This window comes from uncultured Demequina sp., from assembly GCF_913055775.1.
In the GTDB taxonomy this organism is placed as follows: Bacteria; Actinomycetota; Actinomycetes; order Actinomycetales; family Demequinaceae; genus Demequina.
Map to the genome: position 1 here is coordinate 1 of NZ_CAJXJX010000052.1, position 17,851 is coordinate 17,851.

At 71.0% G+C, this 17,851-nt stretch carries 21 protein-coding genes and 1 tRNA gene; 9 read left to right on the forward strand and 13 right to left on the reverse strand.

The window, feature by feature from the left end; all coding sequences use genetic code 11:
• The 5 genes from QZ483_RS06840 to QZ483_RS06860 form a co-directional block, all read left to right on the forward strand.
• On the forward strand, positions 1–643 hold a 643-nt coding region (locus QZ483_RS06840; protein WP_297082290.1), incomplete at its 5' end, for a hypothetical protein.
• Positions 644–733: 90 nt separating this feature from the next.
• Positions 734–1,027: a WXG100 family type VII secretion target gene (locus tag QZ483_RS06845; RefSeq protein ID WP_297082292.1), complete on the forward strand. Its 294-nt coding sequence runs from the start codon at positions 734–736 to the stop codon at positions 1,025–1,027.
• Positions 1,028–1,070: 43 nt separating this feature from the next.
• Positions 1,071–1,346 carry a DUF4031 domain-containing protein gene (locus QZ483_RS06850; RefSeq protein WP_297082294.1) on the forward strand — a complete coding sequence of 92 codons (276 nt, stop codon included), beginning with the start codon at positions 1,071–1,073 and terminating at the stop codon, positions 1,344–1,346.
• 214 nt (positions 1,347–1,560) lie between these two features.
• Positions 1,561–1,878 (forward strand): winged helix-turn-helix domain-containing protein, encoded by a 318-nt coding sequence (locus tag QZ483_RS06855; protein ID WP_297082296.1) that lies wholly within the window; start codon positions 1,561–1,563, stop codon positions 1,876–1,878.
• Between the two features lies 1 nt (position 1,879).
• A complete protein-coding gene (locus tag QZ483_RS06860; RefSeq protein WP_297082298.1) occupies positions 1,880–2,104 on the forward strand; it encodes a hypothetical protein in 225 nt (74 codons plus the stop codon).
• A 74-nt stretch (positions 2,105–2,178) separates the two neighbouring features.
• Here QZ483_RS06860 and groL read toward each other — a convergent pair whose 3' ends face one another.
• The 3 genes from groL to QZ483_RS06875 form a co-directional block, all read right to left on the reverse strand.
• Positions 2,179–3,804, reverse strand: coding sequence for a chaperonin GroEL (groL, locus tag QZ483_RS06865; RefSeq protein ID WP_297082300.1), 1,626 nt, complete (start codon positions 3,802–3,804; stop codon positions 2,179–2,181).
• A gap of 277 nt (positions 3,805–4,081) precedes the next feature.
• Positions 4,082–4,702 (reverse strand): LytR C-terminal domain-containing protein, encoded by a 621-nt coding sequence (locus QZ483_RS06870; RefSeq protein ID WP_297082302.1) that lies wholly within the window; start codon positions 4,700–4,702, stop codon positions 4,082–4,084.
• Between the two features lie 9 nt (positions 4,703–4,711).
• A complete protein-coding gene (locus QZ483_RS06875) occupies positions 4,712–5,005 on the reverse strand; it encodes a DUF3263 domain-containing protein (protein WP_297082304.1) in 294 nt (97 codons plus the stop codon).
• A gap of 251 nt (positions 5,006–5,256) precedes the next feature.
• Between QZ483_RS06875 and QZ483_RS06880 the strand changes: the two genes are divergently transcribed.
• Positions 5,257–5,928: a uracil-DNA glycosylase gene (locus QZ483_RS06880; RefSeq protein WP_297082306.1), complete on the forward strand. Its 672-nt coding sequence runs from the start codon at positions 5,257–5,259 to the stop codon at positions 5,926–5,928.
• A gap of 134 nt (positions 5,929–6,062) precedes the next feature.
• Here QZ483_RS06880 and QZ483_RS06885 read toward each other — a convergent pair.
• The 4 genes from QZ483_RS06885 to QZ483_RS06900 all read right to left on the reverse strand — a co-directional run bounded on the left by QZ483_RS06885 (position 6,063) and on the right by QZ483_RS06900 (position 9,340).
• Positions 6,063–6,135, reverse strand: a tRNA-Thr gene (locus QZ483_RS06885).
• Positions 6,136–6,285: 150 nt separating this feature from the next.
• Positions 6,286–7,077: a thioredoxin domain-containing protein gene (locus tag QZ483_RS06890; protein WP_297082308.1), complete on the reverse strand. Its 792-nt coding sequence runs from the start codon at positions 7,075–7,077 to the stop codon at positions 6,286–6,288.
• Between the two features lie 4 nt (positions 7,078–7,081).
• Positions 7,082–7,630, reverse strand: coding sequence for a MauE/DoxX family redox-associated membrane protein (locus QZ483_RS06895; protein ID WP_297082310.1), 549 nt, complete (start codon positions 7,628–7,630; stop codon positions 7,082–7,084).
• Between the two features lie 87 nt (positions 7,631–7,717).
• Positions 7,718–9,340, reverse strand: coding sequence for a serine/threonine-protein kinase (locus tag QZ483_RS06900; RefSeq protein WP_297082312.1), 1,623 nt, complete (start codon positions 9,338–9,340; stop codon positions 7,718–7,720).
• A gap of 160 nt (positions 9,341–9,500) precedes the next feature.
• Here QZ483_RS06900 and QZ483_RS06905 point away from each other — a divergent pair, with 160 nt between their 5' ends.
• Both QZ483_RS06905 and QZ483_RS06910 read left to right on the forward strand, forming a co-directional pair.
• Positions 9,501–10,658 (forward strand): ABC transporter ATP-binding protein, encoded by a 1,158-nt coding sequence (locus tag QZ483_RS06905; RefSeq protein ID WP_297082314.1) that lies wholly within the window; start codon positions 9,501–9,503, stop codon positions 10,656–10,658.
• 242 nt (positions 10,659–10,900) lie between these two features.
• The gene (locus tag QZ483_RS06910; RefSeq protein ID WP_367117089.1) at positions 10,901–12,358 is read left to right on the forward strand and encodes a DUF4032 domain-containing protein; all 1,458 of its coding nucleotides are present in this window, start codon (positions 10,901–10,903) and stop codon (positions 12,356–12,358) included.
• A gap of 9 nt (positions 12,359–12,367) precedes the next feature.
• Here QZ483_RS06910 and rlmB read toward each other — a convergent pair whose 3' ends face one another.
• The 5 genes from rlmB to QZ483_RS06935 form a co-directional block, all read right to left on the reverse strand.
• A complete protein-coding gene (gene rlmB / locus QZ483_RS06915; RefSeq protein ID WP_297082316.1) occupies positions 12,368–13,324 on the reverse strand; it encodes a 23S rRNA (guanosine(2251)-2'-O)-methyltransferase RlmB in 957 nt (318 codons plus the stop codon).
• Positions 13,325–13,561: 237 nt separating this feature from the next.
• Positions 13,562–14,980, reverse strand: coding sequence for a cysteine--tRNA ligase (gene cysS, locus QZ483_RS06920; protein ID WP_297082318.1), 1,419 nt, complete (start codon positions 14,978–14,980; stop codon positions 13,562–13,564).
• Positions 14,981–14,990: 10 nt separating this feature from the next.
• Positions 14,991–15,476 carry a 2-C-methyl-D-erythritol 2,4-cyclodiphosphate synthase gene (ispF, locus tag QZ483_RS06925; protein WP_297082320.1) on the reverse strand — a complete coding sequence of 162 codons (486 nt, stop codon included), beginning with the start codon at positions 15,474–15,476 and terminating at the stop codon, positions 14,991–14,993.
• Entirely contained in the window at positions 15,473–16,210 is a 738-nt protein-coding gene (locus QZ483_RS06930; RefSeq protein WP_297082322.1) for a 2-C-methyl-D-erythritol 4-phosphate cytidylyltransferase, read from the reverse strand. The genes ispF and QZ483_RS06930 overlap by 4 nt, the downstream gene beginning before the upstream one ends.
• Positions 16,207–16,689, reverse strand: a complete 483-nt coding sequence (locus tag QZ483_RS06935) for a CarD family transcriptional regulator (protein ID WP_297082324.1) — start codon at positions 16,687–16,689, stop codon at positions 16,207–16,209. The genes QZ483_RS06930 and QZ483_RS06935 overlap by 4 nt, the downstream gene beginning before the upstream one ends.
• A gap of 160 nt (positions 16,690–16,849) precedes the next feature.
• On the opposite strand from QZ483_RS06935, the gene QZ483_RS06940 reads away from it, so the two are divergent.
• On the forward strand, positions 16,850–17,317 hold the full coding sequence (locus QZ483_RS06940; RefSeq protein ID WP_297082326.1) for a hypothetical protein: 468 nt from the start codon (positions 16,850–16,852) through the stop codon (positions 17,315–17,317).
• Positions 17,318–17,536: 219 nt separating this feature from the next.
• On the opposite strand, the gene QZ483_RS06945 is transcribed toward QZ483_RS06940, so the two are convergent.
• A partial coding sequence (locus tag QZ483_RS06945; RefSeq protein ID WP_367117090.1) for a phosphate ABC transporter ATP-binding protein occupies positions 17,537–17,851 on the reverse strand: 315 nt, incomplete at its 5' end.

The window sequence follows — 17,851 nt, forward strand, 5'->3', positions numbered from 1 at the left end:
CGCGCCCGCGTCACAGATCGACGCCGCGGCGCATCGGCTCATCGAGCGGTGGACCGAGCCCGAGCGGCGCTATCACGATGTCGCCCACCTCGTGGACCTGCTGCAGCGCGTGGACGAGCTCAACCAGGAGTGCCACAACCTCCACGCGGTGCGCCTCGCGGCCTGGTATCACGGCGCGGTCTTCGACGCCGCGGAGTCAGCTGCCTACGCGCGCCGGGGCGGCGAGGACGAGGTCGCGAGCGCGGAGGTCGCGCGCGAGGACCTGGCGCAGCTGGGAGTGCCGGCCGATGCGGTCGAGGCTGTCGCAGACATGGTGGTGGGCCTGGCGCGCCACTCGGGAGAGGCGGGCGGCGTCGACGCGGCCGTCCTGTCCGATGCCGACCTCGCGGTCCTCGCCTCGGATCCGCAGCGCTACCGCAGCTACCTCGAGCGCGTGCGCGACGAGTATCGCCACATCCCGATGGCCGACTACGTCCAGGCGCGGCGCGAGATCGTGGACCGTCTGCTGTCGCGGGATCGCCTCTACACGAGCCCCCTGGGCGCCGGATGGGAGCGCCAGGCCCGCGAGAACCTCACCGCCGAGCGCGCCCGGCTGGACCGCGAGCTCGAGCGGGCGGAGTCGTTGTCCACAGATTCGCCGTGACCTCCCCGCTCGGGGACCTGGCGGCGTAGCGTCGACGGGACCACGGGACGAGCGCTGAGCCGTCCCACCCCGACCGGCGAGAGGATCACGATGACGCGCTATCACGTCGACGCGGCGGAGGTCGCGTCCGCGGCGGCCCTGGCGGCACGCTCTGGCCACTCGATCCGCGGAGAGGTGACGGCGATGATGGCGCATCTCACCGCTCTCGATGCGACGTGGCAGGGAGGCGCGGCCACCGCGTTCGCCGGCGTCTTGGACCAGTGGCGCGTCGCGCAGGCCCAGGTCGAGCAGGCGCTCGACGCGCTCTCCGGTGCGCTGGCCGGAGCCGCCGAGGAGTACCAGTCCGCCGAGGACGCCGCGCGGAGCATGTTCACGCCGCGGTGACCCGGTGGCGGCCGCGATCGGCGCCCGAGCGTAGGCTCGGAGCGTGGCCATCTACATCGATCCGCCCCTGTGGGCGAAGTACGGGACGATGTGGGGCCACCTGGTCTCGGACGCCTCTCTCGACGAGCTCCACGCGTTCGCGCGCGCTGCCGGCGTGCCCGAGCGCGCGTTCGACCGCGACCACTACGACGTCCCTGTCGACCGCCACCCCGAGCTGGTGGCGCTGGGCGCGACGCTGATCGACGGCCGCGACCTGGTCCGGCGCCTGCGTGCGTCCGGGCTGCGGGTGACGTCCGCGCGCCGGCACGGCCGCGCCTAGCCCAGCCCGCGCATCGGCCCGACGGCGCGTCACCCAGCCCGCGCATTGGCCCCGCGGTCGATTCTCGCTCCCCTACGCCCTTAACCGAGCGAAGTGGGTCCATTTCGCTCGCCTCAGGGCTGAGGCGAGCGAAAACGCACCGCCAGGCCTCAAGTTGCGCTCCCACACACGACATGTAATAATTTTCTTGCATATGTTAATGCAGGGAGGACGCGTGGATACCCCGGAGACCGCCGATGCACTGGCCGCTCGGCTCGCCGCGATGGCGAGCACGCAGCGCCTGCGCATCGTCGCCACGCTGGTCGAGGGGCCGCTGCACGTCAGCGCGCTCGCTCGCCGAGTGGAGATGTCCCGGGCCCTCCTCTACATGCACCTGCGCAAACTCGAGGAGGCGGGATTCGTGACCAGCCGCCTCGAGCTGGGCGAGGACGGGAAGGCGATGAACGTCTTCTCGGCCGAGCCGTTCACGGTCACCATCACCCCGGCGGTGGTCGCAGCTGCGATCGCCGCCACCGACGAGAGCGAGGAATGACATGGACGCCATCCCCTGGTTCGCGTGGATCGCCATCGTGGGCATTGCCGCATGGGCAGTGGTCGCCTCGGTCCAAGCGGCGACAGGCCCCCGGCGCAAGGAGCGCGAGGAGCTCACCGAGGCGCTGCGCTCCAACACGGACGCGCAGACCCGCACGGGCGAGCGACTCGACGCGATCGAGCAGCGCCTGACGACGATCGAGTCCACGTTGAACGACGTGCCCTGAGCACGCCGCCGACAACGCAGAAGGGCCCCCGAGGATCGCTCCTCGGGGGCCCTTCTGCGCGTGTGCGGTGAGGCTTAGAAGCCCATGCCGCCCATGTCGCCGCCACCGGCAGGCATGGCCGGCTCGGGCTCGGGGATGTCCGCCACGACCGCCTCGGTCGTGAGGAACAGGCCCGCGATCGACGCGGCGTTCTGCAGCGCGGAACGGGTCACCTTGACCGGGTCGTTGACGCCCGCGGCCAGCAGGTCCTCGTACACGCCGGTCGCGGCGTTGAGGCCGTGACCGACCTCGAGGCCCTTGACGCGCTCGACGACGACGCCGCCCTCGAGGCCGGCGTTGACGGCGATCTGACGCAGCGGAGCCGTGATGGCCGCCTCGACGATGCGCACACCGGTGGCCTCGTCACCCACGAGCTCGAGGCTCGCGAGCGCCTTGGTGCCGGCCTGGATGAGGGCCACGCCACCACCGGCGACGATGCCCTCCTCGACGGCCGCCTTCGCGTTGCGAACGGCGTCCTCGATGCGGTGCTTGCGCTCCTTGAGCTCGACCTCGGTGGCCGCGCCCGCCTTGATGACGGCAACGCCGCCGGCGAGCTTGGCGAGGCGCTCCTGGAGCTTCTCGCGGTCGTAGTCCGAGTCCGAGTTCTCGATCTCGGCGCGGATCTGGTTCACGCGACCCGCGACCTGCTCCTCGGAGCCGGAGCCCTCCACGATGGTGGTGTCGTCCTTGGTGACGACCACCTTGCGGGCCTGGCCCAGCAGCTCGAGGCCAGCGGACTCGAGCGAGAGGCCCACCGACTCGGAGATGACCTGACCACCGGTGAGGATGGCCATGTCCTGCAGCATCGCCTTGCGGCGGTCGCCGAAGCCGGGGGCCTTGACGGCGACGACCTTGAGGTTGCCGCGCAGCTTGTTGACCACGAGCGCCGCGAGGGCCTCGCCCTCGACGTCCTCGGAGATGATCGTCAGCGGCTTGCCGGCCTGCATGATCTTCTCGAGGATCGGGAGCAGGTCCTTGAGCGACGAGATCTTCGACTCGACCAGGAGGACGTACGAGTCCTCCAGGACGGCCTCCTGGCGCTCGCCGTCGGTGACGAAGTAGGGGTTGAGGTAGCCCTTGTCGAAGCGCATACCCTCGGTGAGCTCCAGCTCGAGACCGAACTGGTACGCCTCCTCGACGGTGATGACGCCTTCCTTGCCGACCTTGTCCATCGCCTCAGCGATGAGCTCGCCGATCGCGGGGTCACCGGCGGAGATGCCGGCGGTCGCAGCGATCTGCTCCTTGGTCTCGACGTCCTTGGCGGACGCGAGCAGCTCGGCGGTGACGGCCTCGACGGCCTTCTCGATGCCCTTCTTGAGGGCGATCGGGTTGGCGCCGGCCGAGACGTTGCGCAGGCCCTCGCGGACGAGTGCCTGGGCGAGGACGGTGGCGGTGGTGGTGCCGTCGCCGGCGACGTCGTCGGTCTTCTTGGCGACCTCCTTGACGAGCTCCGCACCGATCTTCTCGTAGGGCTCCTCGAGCTCGATCTCCTTGGCGATGGACACACCATCGTTGGTGATCGTGGGGGCGCCCCACTTCTTCTCGAGCACGACGTTGCGGCCCTTGGGGCCGAGGGTGACCTTGACGGCGTCGGCGAGGGCGTTCATGCCCCGCTCCATGCCGCGACGGGCCTCCTCATCGAAGGCAATCTGCTTTGCCATGGGTGTCTATTCCTCTTTCGATGAATATGGTGTCGAACCGCCCGCGACGGACGATGCCGGGCCAGGCGTTCCTTTCACGCCAGGACCGGTCACCTCGGCTCGACAAGCCTTGGATTAGCACTCTCAAGCGGAGAGTGCTAAGGCCGATTCTGGCACTCTCCCCCGTCGAGTGCAAACCCGAATCGACGGGTTTCGCCCACCGCTGAGGAGCGTCGCGTCCGCGGGGCCGATGCGGTTGCCGCTTCCGCAGCACCGTCGCGCTGCGAACGGTGCTGGGTCAGTTGCCCGGGTCGGTCGCGAGGAGAACCTCGATCTCGGCGCCGCCGGGGGTGCCGCCGCTCTCGACACGGTCGATGCCGAGCTGGTCGGCCACGTCCTGCGCGGTGTCCGCGACCCGGTCGCCGTCGTAGAGCACCACGTTCGAGCCGCCCGGGATGAGCGAGCTGTTGATGTTGTTCGCCTCGGTGTTGGTGTAGCCCGCGTCGATGAGGATCTGCTCTTGGGCGCCGGCGATGCCCTGGATGCCGGCGCCGTTGCGCACGTGCACCTGCGCGTCGTAGATGATGACGGGCTCGGGCTCCTCAGTCTCCGTGGGCTCCGGCGTGGGCTCCTCGGTCGCGGTCTCCGTGGGCTCGGGGGTGGGCGTCACGCTCTCTGCGGCGGTGGGCTCGTCCGTGGGTGTGACCGTGGCCGTCGGCGTCGCCGCAGGCTCGTCGGGACTCGAGTCGGAGTTCCACAGCCACCACGCGATGCCCCAGGCGATGAGGCCCGCGACCACGAAGGCGATCAGCGGCGGCAGCACCCGCGACCACCACGACCGCGGCGCGCGATGCACACCCACGGGCCCGCTCTGGTCAGCGAGCTCGTCGAATTCGTCGCGGGGGTAGTCCTGGGCCACGGGGGAACTCTAGCGAACGGCGGCAGCGTCGAGCGGCCGGCTCGACCGGCCACGCTGGCGGGCGGCGCGCATGCGTCGCAGCCGCTTCACGAGCATCGGATCGAAGGCCAGGGCGGCCTGCGTGTCGATGAGGGAGCCGAGCACCTGGTAGTACTGCGTGCTGGTCATCGAGAAGAGTTCGCGAATCGCGTCCTCCTTGGCGCCGGCGTAGGTCCACCACTGGCGCTCGAAACGGAGGATCTCGGCGTCGCGATCCGCCAGATCCGTCGCCACGGCCTCGTCGATGCGTGCGGCCTCGCCCATGTGTCCTCCTCCATGCGTCGGGACAACCCTACCTGCGAACTACACGACTGTCATTCGTCCCCGCCGCCCGGCCACCGCATCGGCCCTCCGCACTCTCCAGCCCTCGCCGCCCGGACCGCTCACCACACGTCTGGGGCGGACGTGGCGTGTGAGGCCGGTGTGATGGCACAGGCTTCACATGCGCCCCATCGACACCAGGCGTGTGGTGGGCGGCTCAGCTCGCCGCCTGAGTGCCCCGCTACCGTGGACCCATGTCCGACGCGTGGCGCACCCAGGTCGCCCCCGACTGGGCCGTCGCCCTGGAGCCCATCGCCCCGGACCTCGCCCGCATCGGCGCCTTCCTGCGCGAGGAGATGGCCGCCGGACGGGGCTACCTGCCGGCCTCAGACGTGATCCTGCGCGCCTTCCGGGCACCCCTCGCGGACGCCCGCGTGCTGATCGTGGGCCAGGACCCCTACCCGACGCCCGGCGACCCGGTGGGCCTCAGCTTCTCGGTCCCGCCCGGCCACCCGATGCCGCGCTCGCTCGTCAACATCGCGCGCGAGCTGCGCGAGGACACCGGCGAGGCGCTCACGGACGGCGACCTGAGCCACTGGGCCGCCCAGGGCGTGGTCCTGCTCAACCGCGTGCTGACGGTGTCCCCGGGCCAGCCCGCCTCGCACCGCGGCCACGGCTGGGAGCAGGTCACCGAACACGCGATCCGGACTCTCGCCGCGCGCGGCGGTCCGCTGGTGGCGATCCTGTGGGGACGGGACGCGCAGGGGCTGGCGCCGATGCTGGGCGGCATCCCCCACGTCGCCAGCGCGCACCCGAGTCCGCTCAGCGCATCGCGGGGATTCTTCGGGTCGCGGCCGTTCTCGGCCGTGAACCGGCTGCTCGAGGGCCAGGGCGCGGCGCCCATCCAGTGGGGCACGCCCGCCTGACTCCCCCTGTCCGGCACTCACGGTCCCCTACGCGAGGCGACTGACTCCTGTCCGGCAGCCGCGATCGTCGGGCGCCGGACAGCGCGCGCCGGCAGCTCAGAGGGGTCGGTGAGTGCCGGATACCAGGAGAGGAGAGCTGGCAGCGGGACTCGAACCCGCAACCCCCGTATTACAAGTACGGTGCGCTACCAATTGCGCCATGCCAGCAGGGCGCCTCAGCGCCGCCCCAGCAGGATACCGGCCGATGCGCGGGCGGGTTTCGCCCCCTGCTTCACGCCGCTGCGGGGGCAGGCCAGGCAGCGGGGCCCAGACACGACGATGCCCCCGCCGGCGGCGGGGGCATCGCGTGCGAGAGTCCTAGAGAGCCTCGAGGTAGGCGCGGAGGGCGCCAGCCTGGAAGTAGGCGACGTCCTCGGTCTGGCTGAGGATCGCACCGTCCACCATGACGGTGGGCGTGCCGGCCATGCCGTCCTGCGACGCCTGGTCGGTTCCGGCGATGACCCACTTGGTGAACTGGCCGTCGTCGAGGGTGGAGGCGACGTCCTCGGGCACGCCGGCGCCGATCGCGATCTCCTCGAGCTGCTCGTCGCTCAGTCCGGAGCCGCCCTCCTCGGGCTGGTTCGCGAACAGGGCGTCGACGAAGTCGACGAAGGCCTCGGGCGCGGCGTCGGCGACCGTCGCGGCCGCGTTCGCCGAGCGGGTCGAGTACTGAGTGCCGCTCGAGAAGCGGTCCAGGATCGAGACGGGGTGGTACCACAACTCGATCTCGCCGGCCTCGCGCAGCTCGGCGAGGTCCTCGCCGTTGATCTCCTCGAACGAGCCGCACACGGGGCACATGAAGTCGAGGTAGACGTCCACACGGGGGGCATCCTCCGGGACGTCCTCGCCCACCACGCCGGAGGTGCCGACCACGATGCCGCCGCTCGCGTCCGCGCCGGCGGGCGCGACCGCGTCGCCCGAGTCGAGCGTGGGGACGTTCGACTGCTGGACGATGAAGAACACGATGCCGCCGAAGACGACGATCGCGACGCCGACGCCGATCAGGACGCCCATCAGGGTCCGGCGCTCCTGCCGCTGCACGGACTTCTGCGCCTGGGACTTGGCGGCGGCCGCCTTGTCGTTGCGGGGCGCGTTGTTCTTCTTGGCCATGTTCCTACTTCCTGGTGTCGTGCGAGTTCGGGGTCGATTCTAGTTCGGGATCGGCGTCCTCCACGCCGTCCACCGGGGCGGGCGCCAGCCGGGCGTCCACGGAGAAGCGGCTGCGCGGCCAGATCGCGAGGTACGTGCCGAGGATGATGAAGCCCACCCGTTCGAGCAGGTGCGCCGGGTAGTTCGCCGTGCCCTCCTCGACCTCGCCGCCGCCGCCAAAGCAGCCGCAGTCGATGCTGAGCCCGTTCGCCCAGGCCCAGATCACGCCGGTCGTGAAGGCCGCCATCATCAGCAGCCAGATGATGCTCGACGTCCGGGTGAAGGCGCCGATGAGGAGCAGCAGCCCCAGCACGACTTCCACGAACGGGAGCATGGTGCCGACGAAGGGCACGATCTCCTCGGGAAGCAGCCGGTAGGCGCGCACGGCCCGCACGGACTGCGGGATGTCCGCGAACTTGGGGATGGCGGCGGCGAACAGGATGCCGGCCATCGCGAGGCGCACCACCAGGCTGATCCACGGCTGCACGACCGCGAACCGCTGCGAGACAGTCATCGATTCCCCTCTGTGGGCGCGTTCAAGCGCCCGTCGTTGCCGGGCCAACGTACCGAGCGCGCGGCGTGTTCCCGCTCGTGCGGGAGGCTACTGCGGCAGGTCGGGCGCGGGCCACCACCACTGGTCGTCCGAGACGTTGAGGTAGACCGCGAGCGCGACCACGCCGATAGCGACGATCGCGACTACGACCCAGGCCGCCGCCACTCCGCGCGTGGGCGCAAGGGCTGCGGACACCCGGTGTCCGCCTTCACGGGTCATGCCCATCCAGGGCCCCCACCACAGCGCCATCGCCGCGACGGCAGCTCCGGCGACCAGTGCGAGCGCATGCCCCCAGCTCTGGCCCGCCAGGGTGTCGGGAGCCACGCGATACGTGCTCACGAGCCACCACCCGAGCGCGGCGACGCCACCGCCGGCGGCGGCCCCCAGCAGCGCCGCGGGCACCGTCTCGCCGGCGGCGCGCAACAGGTGCCACGGCAGGCCCAGCGTGTGCAGGGCGGCGTCGCCGCGGCGTTGCCCCTTCCGCACGCGCGCCGTGTGCAGCGCCTGAGCGCGACGCTGCACGGCGCGCACCAGGATCGCGCCCACTACGAGCGCGAAGTACGCGATGAAGGGCGCGAGCGCGGCCGCCGCGCAGAAGGCCAGCAGCCACGCGGCCACCATCACGTGGTGGCGCGGGGCGGGCTCGATGGGCGGATCGGCGGGCTCGTCGTCATCGAGGATCGACTCCCCGCTGAGCGGAGGCGACGGTGCAGAGATGGGCGATCCCGTGTAGGTGTCCGCCTCGTCGAACGCGAAGCCCGAGCCGTTCGCGGGGTGCGCAGACTCGCCCGCCTCGGCGGGAGCGTGCGCGGCCATCACGGCGGTCGCCGCAACTCCCGGCACGACGGCGGTGGGCGCCAGGCCCTCCGAGCTGCGGGGCAACACGGCCGTCGCTCCCCTGAGCGCCGCCACCACGTCTCGCGGCCCGGGCCGCGCGGAGATGTCGCGTCCCAGCGCGGCCCTCAGCGCATCGGCCCCCGGAACGCCCGGAAGCCGCACGTCCGTCTCCAGCGTGCGGGAGATCGCCCCCGTGCCCGAGCCGAACGGCGCCTGCGCCGTCATCGTGTACGCGACCGTGGCCGCCCACGACCAGCGGTCGGCGATGGATCCGGGTTCGGCACCGTCGATGACCTCGGGGGCCACGTAGCCCGCCGTGCCGGAGACCAGGCCGTCGCGCGTCAGTCGCTCGTCGTGCTCGCGGTGCGACAGGCCGAAGTCGATCAGCACCGGGCCCTCGGGCCCCATCATGATGTTCGATGGCGTGACGTCGCGGTGGACCACCCCGGCGGCGTGCACGGCCTCGAGCGCGGATGCCGTGCGCGCGGCAAAGTCCGCGAGCGCCTCGCCCTCGAGCGGACCGTTGTCCTGGACGTGGTGCCACAGGCTCACGCCGGGGATGTACTCGAACACCACGAAGGTCTCGTCGCCGTCGAGCTCGGCGTCCAGAATCCGCGGCACGGCGGGGTGGCGCAGGGACTGCAGCGCCTGGACCTCGCGCTCGAGGCGGCGCGCCGCGACCTCGTCCTCGCGGGCGTCCACGAGCTTGAGCGCGGCCACCTCTCCCGCGCCGTCGCGCACCTTGTAGACGGCGCCAGAACCGCCGCGGCCCAGGGTCTCCAGGACCGTGTAGCCGCCGATCTCATCGCCCGGTTCGCGTGTGACGCCTGCCATGGGCATCACGCTACCGTGACGCGGCTTTGAGGCGAGGCCCGCGTGTGGCAGTATGAATGCACTTGCCGTGAAGATGCGGCGGGAAGTGTCACTGTGGACACCACATCGGCACTCTTCACTACGGATCGTCCGGCACGTACCTGCCGGTGAAGGGACCATCATGGCCAGCGTTACCTATGACAAGGCGTCGCGTATCTATCCGGGGACTGAGCGCCCCGCCGTGGACGCCCTCGACCTGGAGATCGCCGACGGCGAGTTCCTCGTCCTCGTCGGCCCCTCGGGCTGCGGAAAGTCCACCTCCCTGCGCATGCTCGCGGGTCTGGAGGACATCGACGAAGGCGCCATCTGGGTGGGCGACCGCGACGTCACCCACGTCCAGCCCAAGGACCGCGACATCGCGATGGTGTTCCAGTCCTACGCGCTCTACCCGCACATGACCGTCGCGGACAACATGGGCTTCGCGCTCAAGATCGCCAAGGTCGACAAGGCGGAGATCCGCCAGCGCGTCGAGGCAGCTGCGAAGATCCTCGACCTCACCGAGTACCTGGACCGCAAGCCCAAGGCCCTCTCGGGTGGTCAGCGTCAGCGTGTCGCCATGGGCCGCGCGATCGTGCGTCAGCCGCAGGTGTTCCTCATGGACGAGCCGCTGTCGAACCTCGACGCCAAGCTCCGTGTCCAGACGCGTACCCAGATCGCCGCGCTGCAGCGCCGCCTGGGCACCACCACCGTCTACGTCACGCACGACCAGGTCGAGGCGCTCACCATGGGTGACCGCATCGCCGTGCTCAAGGACGGCGTGCTCCAGCAGGTGGGCTCGCCGCGCGACATGTACGACGCTCCCGCCAACGTGTTCGTCGCGGGCTTCATCGGCTCGCCGGCCATGAACATCGGCACCTACCAGGTGTTCGATGGTCACGCTCAGGTGGGTCGCGCCAAGGTCGCCCTCCAGCGCGAGGCCGTCGCGGCCCTCAAGTCCGAGGACAAGAACCACGTGGTGCTGGGCTTCCGCCCCGAGTCGCTCGACCGGGTCGCCCCCAACACCGACGGCGCGATCCCGATCGCGGTCGACGTGGTGGAGGAGCTCGGCTCGGACGCCTTCGTCTACGGCGAGGTGCCCAACGAGTTCGGCGACTCGCAGGACATCCACTTCAACGCGGGCGACTCGCAGATGATCGTGCGCATCGACCCCCGCGACGTCCCCAAGAAGGGCGACACCGTGTGGGTCACCATCCGCGAGGGTGAGCAGCACGTGTTCTCCGCTGCGTCGGGCGAGCGCCTCTCCGGCGAGGTCCACACCGAGAACGCCCCCGTCAAGTAGTTCCACGCTGAAGGCGCGGTCCCCTCGCGGGGGCCGCGCCTTTCGCATGCCCGCTTCCCTAGCCCGCGCATCGGCCCTCCTGGCGGTTGATTCTCGCTCACCCAAGCGCTTGGGCGAGCGAAATGGGTCCACTTCGCTCGCCTCAGCGCTTGGGCGAGCGAAATGGGTCCACTTCGCTCGGGTCGGGAGGGCCGATGCGCGGGCTGGGCGGCCGCGTCCGTCACGCCGGATAGTCTGACCTCATGCCGCTTCACATCACCGGGGCCGCCGACGCGGCCCTGATCGAGCTGCCGTGGGAGATCCCGCTGAGCGCGTGGCCGGAGGAGCACATCGCCGCGCTTCCCCGCGGCCTGTCGCGCCACGTCGTGCGCTTCGTGCGGCACGGCGACGGCGTGCTCGCCGTCAAGGAGACCAACCCGGAGATCGCGCACAAGGAGTTCGAGATCCTGCGCGAGCTCGAACGGCACCACGCCCCGTGCGTGCACCCAGTCGCGGTGGTGTCCGGCCGCACCACGCCCGGCGGCGAGGAGCTGTCCGCCGCGCTCGTGACCGAGCACCTGTCGTACTCGTTGCCCTACCGCGCGCTGTTCTCGTCCGCTCTGCGCCAGGGCACCCTCAAGCGCCTGATCGGCGCGCTGTCCGTGCTGCTCGTGCGCCTGCACCTGCTGGGCTTCTACTGGGGCGACGTGTCGCTGTCCAACGCGCTGTTCCGCCGCGACGCCGCGGAGTTCTCCGCCTACCTCGTGGATGCGGAGACGGGCGCGATGCACCCGCGCCTCACCGACGGCCAGCGCGCGTACGACCTCGAGATCGCGACCACCAACATCACCGGCGAGCTACTCGACCTGCAGGGCTCGGAGGACCTCGACGAGAGCGTGGACCCCTTCGAGATCGGCGAGCGGCTGGAGAAGAAGTACCACCGCCTGTGGCAGGCGCTCACCGAGGCCTCGACGCACACGTCGAACATCCGCATGCGCATCGCCGAGCGGGTGCGCGAGCTCAACGAGCTGGGCTTCGACCTCGACGAGATCGACATGCAGACCACGGACGACGGCACGGCGATCGCCATCCGCCCCAAGATCGTCGACGCCGGGTACCACCAGCGTCGCCTCATGCGCCTGACCGGCCTCGACGTCCAGGAGAACCAGGCCAGGCGGCTGCTCAACGACCTCGACGAGTACCGCGCCTGGCGGGGCGGCGACGGTGACGAGCACTACGCGGCCCACGAGTGGCTCACGGCGATGTTCGAGCCCACGGTTCGCGCGGTGCCACGCGCGCTGCGGGGCAAGCTCGAGCCGGCGCAGGTGTACCACGAGATCTTGGATCACCGCTGGTATCTGGCGGAAGCCTCCGAGGACGACGTGTCGCTCCCCGTCGCGACGGCGTCCTACGTCAAGAACGTGCTGCCCCAGAAGGCGGACGAGAAGGCCGTGCTGGGCCGCTCGCTCGCGGAGATGACCGCGGAGCTGCCGGCGCTGCGCGAGGAGCACGGCGACTCGTACGAGCGCGCCGACCCGTACGTCAACGACAACACCCATGGCTGGGGCGGCGTGCCCGAGCCCGAGGAGACCGAGCCGCCCACGGTCCGCCGGCAGTCCGTGCTGGGCGCTGCCAGTGCGGAGGGCGACGCCGCATCCCCGCGCTCCCCCGCATCGGCCGATGCGGCGGGCACCCCGGCGACGGCACCGTCCGTCGCGTAGGGGCGCGGTCTAGGACAGGGCCTTGCGCGCCTCGTACAGCGCGATCGACGCGGCGACAGAGGCATTGAGGCTCTCGGTATCGCCGGCGATGGGAATCGACACGATCTGATCGCAGGCCTCGCGCACCAGTCGCGACAGCCCGGCGCCCTCGGCGCCCGCGACGATCACGAGCGGTCCGTCGAGCAGCTGCGACTCGGCCAGGTCGACCTCGCCGCCGGCGTCCAGGCCGATCACGAAGCAGCCGGCCTTCTTATACGCCTCGATCGCGCGGGTGAGGTTCACGGCGCGGGCGACGGGCACGCGCGCGGCGGCCCCCGCAGACACCTTCCATGCCGCGACCGTCACGCCTGCCGCGCGCCGCTCGGGCACCACCACGCCGGTGGCGCCGAAGGCCGCGGCGGAGCGCATGACCGCGCCCAGGTTGCGGGGATCCTGGATGCCGTCGAGCGCGACGATGCGCGCGGTGCCGGGTGCCTCGAGAAGGTCTTCGGGGTCGGCGTACTCGTACGGCGGCACCTCGAGCGCGACGCCCTGGTGCGGGCTGCCGCCCGCGAGACCATCGAGCGTGGCCTTGGTGACCTCGCGCACGTTGAGGTCGTTCTCGACCGCGAGCGAGACGATCTCGGTGATGCGGTCGTCCGAGTCGATGCGGTTGAACACGAGCAGCTCGTGCGCCGGCAGACCCATGCGCAGGGCCTCGAGCACGCTGTTGCGCCCGATCACCAGCTCGTTCGAGGTCGACGTGCGGTCGCGCGGCGTGGAGCGGGTCTTCTGGGGACGCTTGGCCGCGTCTGCCTCGGCGCGCTTCTTGGCGCGGTAGGCCTTGTGGTTGGGGCGATCCTCGGCGCGCGGCGTGGGGCCCTTGCCCTCGAGCGCCTTGCGGCCCTGCCCGCCCGAGCCCTTGGTCGCGCCCTTCTTGGAGCTCGCGTTGCGCGTGGCGCCGCGGCGCTTGGAGTTACCAGCCATGAGACAAGGGTAGTCGCGCGGCCACGTGCGCCGCGCATCGGCCCGTCGCGCGCCACTTGGCCGTACCGCTCAACACACACCGGTGGAACGAGTGACAGGTGTGGCCCATGCTGGGCCTCACCTGTCACGCGCGTCACACCGGCACCGGCTGTGTGTTGAGCGGCGCGGCGGGGCCGGGGTGGCAGCGCGGGGTGGCGGGCGGCTGAGATCGACCGAGTGAGGGAGTGGCGGTCCGCTTCAGGCGCCGTCGAGCGACCAGCGGGCGCCGTCCGCAGCGTCCTCGATCACGATGCCCGCGGCGGACAGCCGGTTGCGGATCTCGTCCGCAGTGGCCCAGTCCTTGGCGGCGCGGGCGGCCGCACGCGCAACGATGTCCGCGCGCACCAGCGAGTCGAGCGCGGTCATCGCGGCGTCGGAGCCGGAGTCCGCGGCGGCCCACTCGGGCGAGGCCGGGTCTAGCCCCAACGCGTCGAGCATCGCCCGCACGGATACGAGCGCGGCGGACACGGTCGGGTCGTCACCCGACGTCAGCGCGGCGTTGCCCGCACGCACGGACTCGTGCACGTGAGCCAAGGCCCGCGGCACGCCCAGGTCGTCGTTCATGGCTGCTACGAAGGGCTCGGGAAGCACGGCAGTCTCGATGGCATCGGCCGGGACGTCGCCGACGCGCTCGCTCGCCCGCGCGACGAAGCCGGCGAGGCGACCCCACGTCGCCGTGGCGTCCTCCATGGTCTGATCCGAGTACTCGAGCATCGAGCGGTAGTGCACCTGCGCGAGCGCGAGGCGGAGGGCCGGTGCGGGGTAGCGCGCGAGCACCTCGGACACCAGGAGGCCATTGCCCAGGGACTTGGACATCTTGGCGCCGGACTGGGTCACCCACGCCGAGTGCAGCCATGTTCGCGCGAACGCGTCGCCGGCCGCGCGGGACTGCGCCTGCTCGTTCTCGTGGTGCGGGAAGCGCAGGTCGAGCCCGCCGCCGTGGATGTCGAACTCGCGACCCAGGAAGCGCCTCGCCATCGCAGAGCACTCGATGTGCCAGCCCGGCCGGCCCGGGCCCCACGGCGAGTCCCATGCGGCCGTCTCCGGCTCGCCGGCCTTGGTGGCCTTCCAGAGTGCGAAGTCGCGCGGATCGCGCTTGGCGTCGGCGGGCGCATCGGGCGCGGGCGTGAGGTCCTCGAGCGCCTGGCGCGTGAGCGAGCCGTAGTCCGCGTAGGAGCGGACGTCGAAGTAGACGGAGCCCTCGTGCTCGTAGGCATGGCCGCGCTCGACCAGCGTCCCGACCAGCTCGATGATCTCGGGGATGTGACCGGTGGCGCGCGGCTCGGCGGCGGGCGGGCGCACGCCAACGGCGGCGTACGCGGCCTGGAACTCACGTTCGAACGTGAGCGCCCACTGCCACCAGGGAACCCCGGCCTCGGCGGCCTTGGCGAGCGTCTTGTCGTCGATGTCGGTGACGTTGCGCACCATGGTGACCTGGTGGCCCGTGCGCTCGAGCCAGCGCTGCAGGACGTCGAACGCGACGGCGCTGCGCAGGTGGCCCACGTGCGGGGAGCCCTGCACGGTGGGACCGCACAGGTAGATGCCCACCTTCCCGGGCTCGAGCGGCTCGAAGGCCCGCTCGGTGCGGGTGGCGGTGTCGTACAGGCTCAGGGTCACGCGAGCCAGGCTACCGGTCTGTCACGGGCGCGACCAGCGCCGTCGCGATCGCCGCGATCCCCTCGCCGCGACCCGTCAGACCCAGGCCGTCCGTGGTCGTGGCGCTGACGGTCACCTGCGCGCCGGCGGCCACGGACAGCGCCGCCTCGGCCTCCGCGCGGCGCGGCGCGAGCTTGGGGCGGTTGCCGAGGATCTGGATCGCGATGTTGCCGATCTCGAACCCTGCCCCACGGACCAGCCGCGCGGTCTCCGCGAGCAGCGCGGTGCCGGCCGCGCCGGCCCACTCGGGGCGGTCGGTGCCGAAGTTCGAGCCGAGGTCACCCAGGCCCGTGGCGCTCAGCAGCGCGTCACACGCCGCGTGCGCCGCGACGTCACCGTCGGAGTGTCCGCTCAGCGGCGTCTCGCCCGGCCATGTCAGTCCCGCGAGGGCCAGGTCTCCGTCCCCAGGCTCGCCGAACGCGTGGACATCCACGCCGATGCCGGTGCGCGCAGTCATGACACCTCCAGCTGTGATGCGATGGATAGAGCAAGAGGGAGGTCGGACGGACGGGTCACCTTGAAGCCCCACTCGTGGCCGTCCACGGCGACGATGCGGTAGCCGAGTTCGCGGGCGAGCGTCGCATCGTCAGTGGCGTCGGGACGGCCGCGGCGGTGGGCATCGAGCGCGACGCTGGCGCGGAAGGTCTGCGGAGTCTGGACGGAACGGAAGGAGGTGCGGTCGACGGGGTCGCCCAGCGTGCCGTCGTCGCCGGGCGCGGACACGAGGGTGTCGACGACGGGCATGACGGGGATGGCGCCGTCCGCGCCCGGCGACGTGGACGAGCCTGCGACGGCGGCGACGGTCGCGCGCACCACCTCGACCGGCTGGAACGCGCGCGCGGCGTCGTGAATCAGAACGATGTCGTCATCGGCCAACTCGAGCGCGGCGAGGCCTGCGGCGACGGACTCCTGGCGGGTCGCCCCGCCAGCCACGACGGTCACGCCGGGCGCACCGGTCACACCGGTCACGCCGGTCACGCCGGTCACGCCGGGCGCACCCGCGCACGCCTCACGGACCGCATCGAGGTGCGCGGCGGGCGCCGTGACGACGATGCGCTCAGCAACCCCAGCGATGCTCTCCACCGCCCAGGCGACCAGCGCCCTGCCGTGGATCGGTACGAGAGCCTTGGGCGCATCGGCCCCGAGGCGGGAACCGAAACCTGCGGCGGTGATCACCGCCGCGACGGTCACGACGCGAGGACCTCGTCCAGGCGGGCCTCGGCGGCCTCCTCGTCGCACTTCTCCGCGAGAGCGAGCTCGCTCACGAGGATCTGGCGCGCCTTGTGGAGCATGCGCTTCTCGCCGGCGGACAGACCCTTGTCGGTGTCGCGGCGGGACAGGTCGCGCACTACCTCGGCGACGCGGATCACATCGCCCGAGGCGAGCTTCTCGACGTTGGCCTTGTAGCGGCGCGACCAGTTGGTCGGCTCCTCGATGTAGGGCTCGCGCAGGACGCCGAAGACCTTCTCGAGGCCCTTCTCGTCGACGACGTCGCGGACACCCACGAGATCGACGTTCTCAGCGGGCACCTCGATGGTGAGGTCTCCCTGCGCGACCTTGAGCTTGAGGTAGGTCTTCTCCTCGCCCTTGATGGTGCGCTTCTTGATGTCCTGAATCTGCGCCGCACCGTGGTGCGGGTAGACGACGGTCTCGCCGACTGCAAAGTTCATTGTGGGTTGAGCCCTTCTTCGCGGACCCCCATTCTACCACCGCGCAAAAACCCGATAACAGGGCAACCAAGACTTGTCCAGGACCGACGCGCCGGTAGATCCGCGCTCCGGGCCCCCAGTATCCTGGTGCCAGTCCCGCCCCGAAAGGAACCCAGACACCGTGAAGTCCTCGCTTGCCGCCGGTGCCGCCGCCGCCATCGCCGTGACCGCCCTCGCCGGGTGCTCATACGTCAACCCGATCACCACGAAGGACAACTACGCCGCCTCCGACGGCACTCAGCTGGTCGTGGGCGACATCGAGGCGCTCAACCTCATCGTGGTCACGGAGGCCGAGGGCGAGCCCGCCACCATGATCGGCACGCTCCAGAACTCGTCGAGCGAGGACATCGCTATCCAGATCGTGTTCGACGGCGAGACCGCGAACGACGTGACGGTGCCGGCGCAGTCGAGCGCACTTCTGGGGCCCCAGGATGGCGCGACCGAGGTCAGCGGCACCGCACCCGCAGCGCCCGGGCTCACCACCGAGGTGACGATCGTCTCCGACGCCGAGGGCGGCTTCTACGTCGACGTGCCCGTGATGGACGCCACGCTGCCCGAGTACCAGCCGGTTCTCGACGCGATCGGCTGACGCGGCGCGGCGCCTGCGCGCCCGTCACGCCGCCTCTACGTGGTCCGGCCCACACACGCCTGGTACGGGTGTGACTGCTGTGCCGCATGTCTCGACTCCGGCGTCACTTCCGTCCCCTCAGTCCCGACCGTGTGTTGAGCGGCACGGGCGAGCGGGCGGGGAGCGCGAAACGGCGCCGGTCCCTGACGGGAGCCGGCGCCGAGCGCGAAGGACTCCGGATCAGCCGAAGCGACCCGAGATGTAGTCCTCGGTGGCCTTCTCGGAGGGCGTCGAGAACATCACCGGGGTGTCGTTCATCTCGATGAGCTTGCCCGGCTTGCCGGTGCCCGCGATGTTGAAGAACGCGGTGCGGTCGGACACGCGGGCGGCCTGCTGCATGTTGTGGGTGACGATCACGATCGTGTACTGCTCCTTGAGCACCTGGATGAGGTCCTCGATCGCGAGGGTCGAGATCGGGTCCAGCGCCGAGCACGGCTCGTCCATCAGCAGGACGTCCGGCTTGATGGCGATCGCACGTGCGATGCACAGACGCTG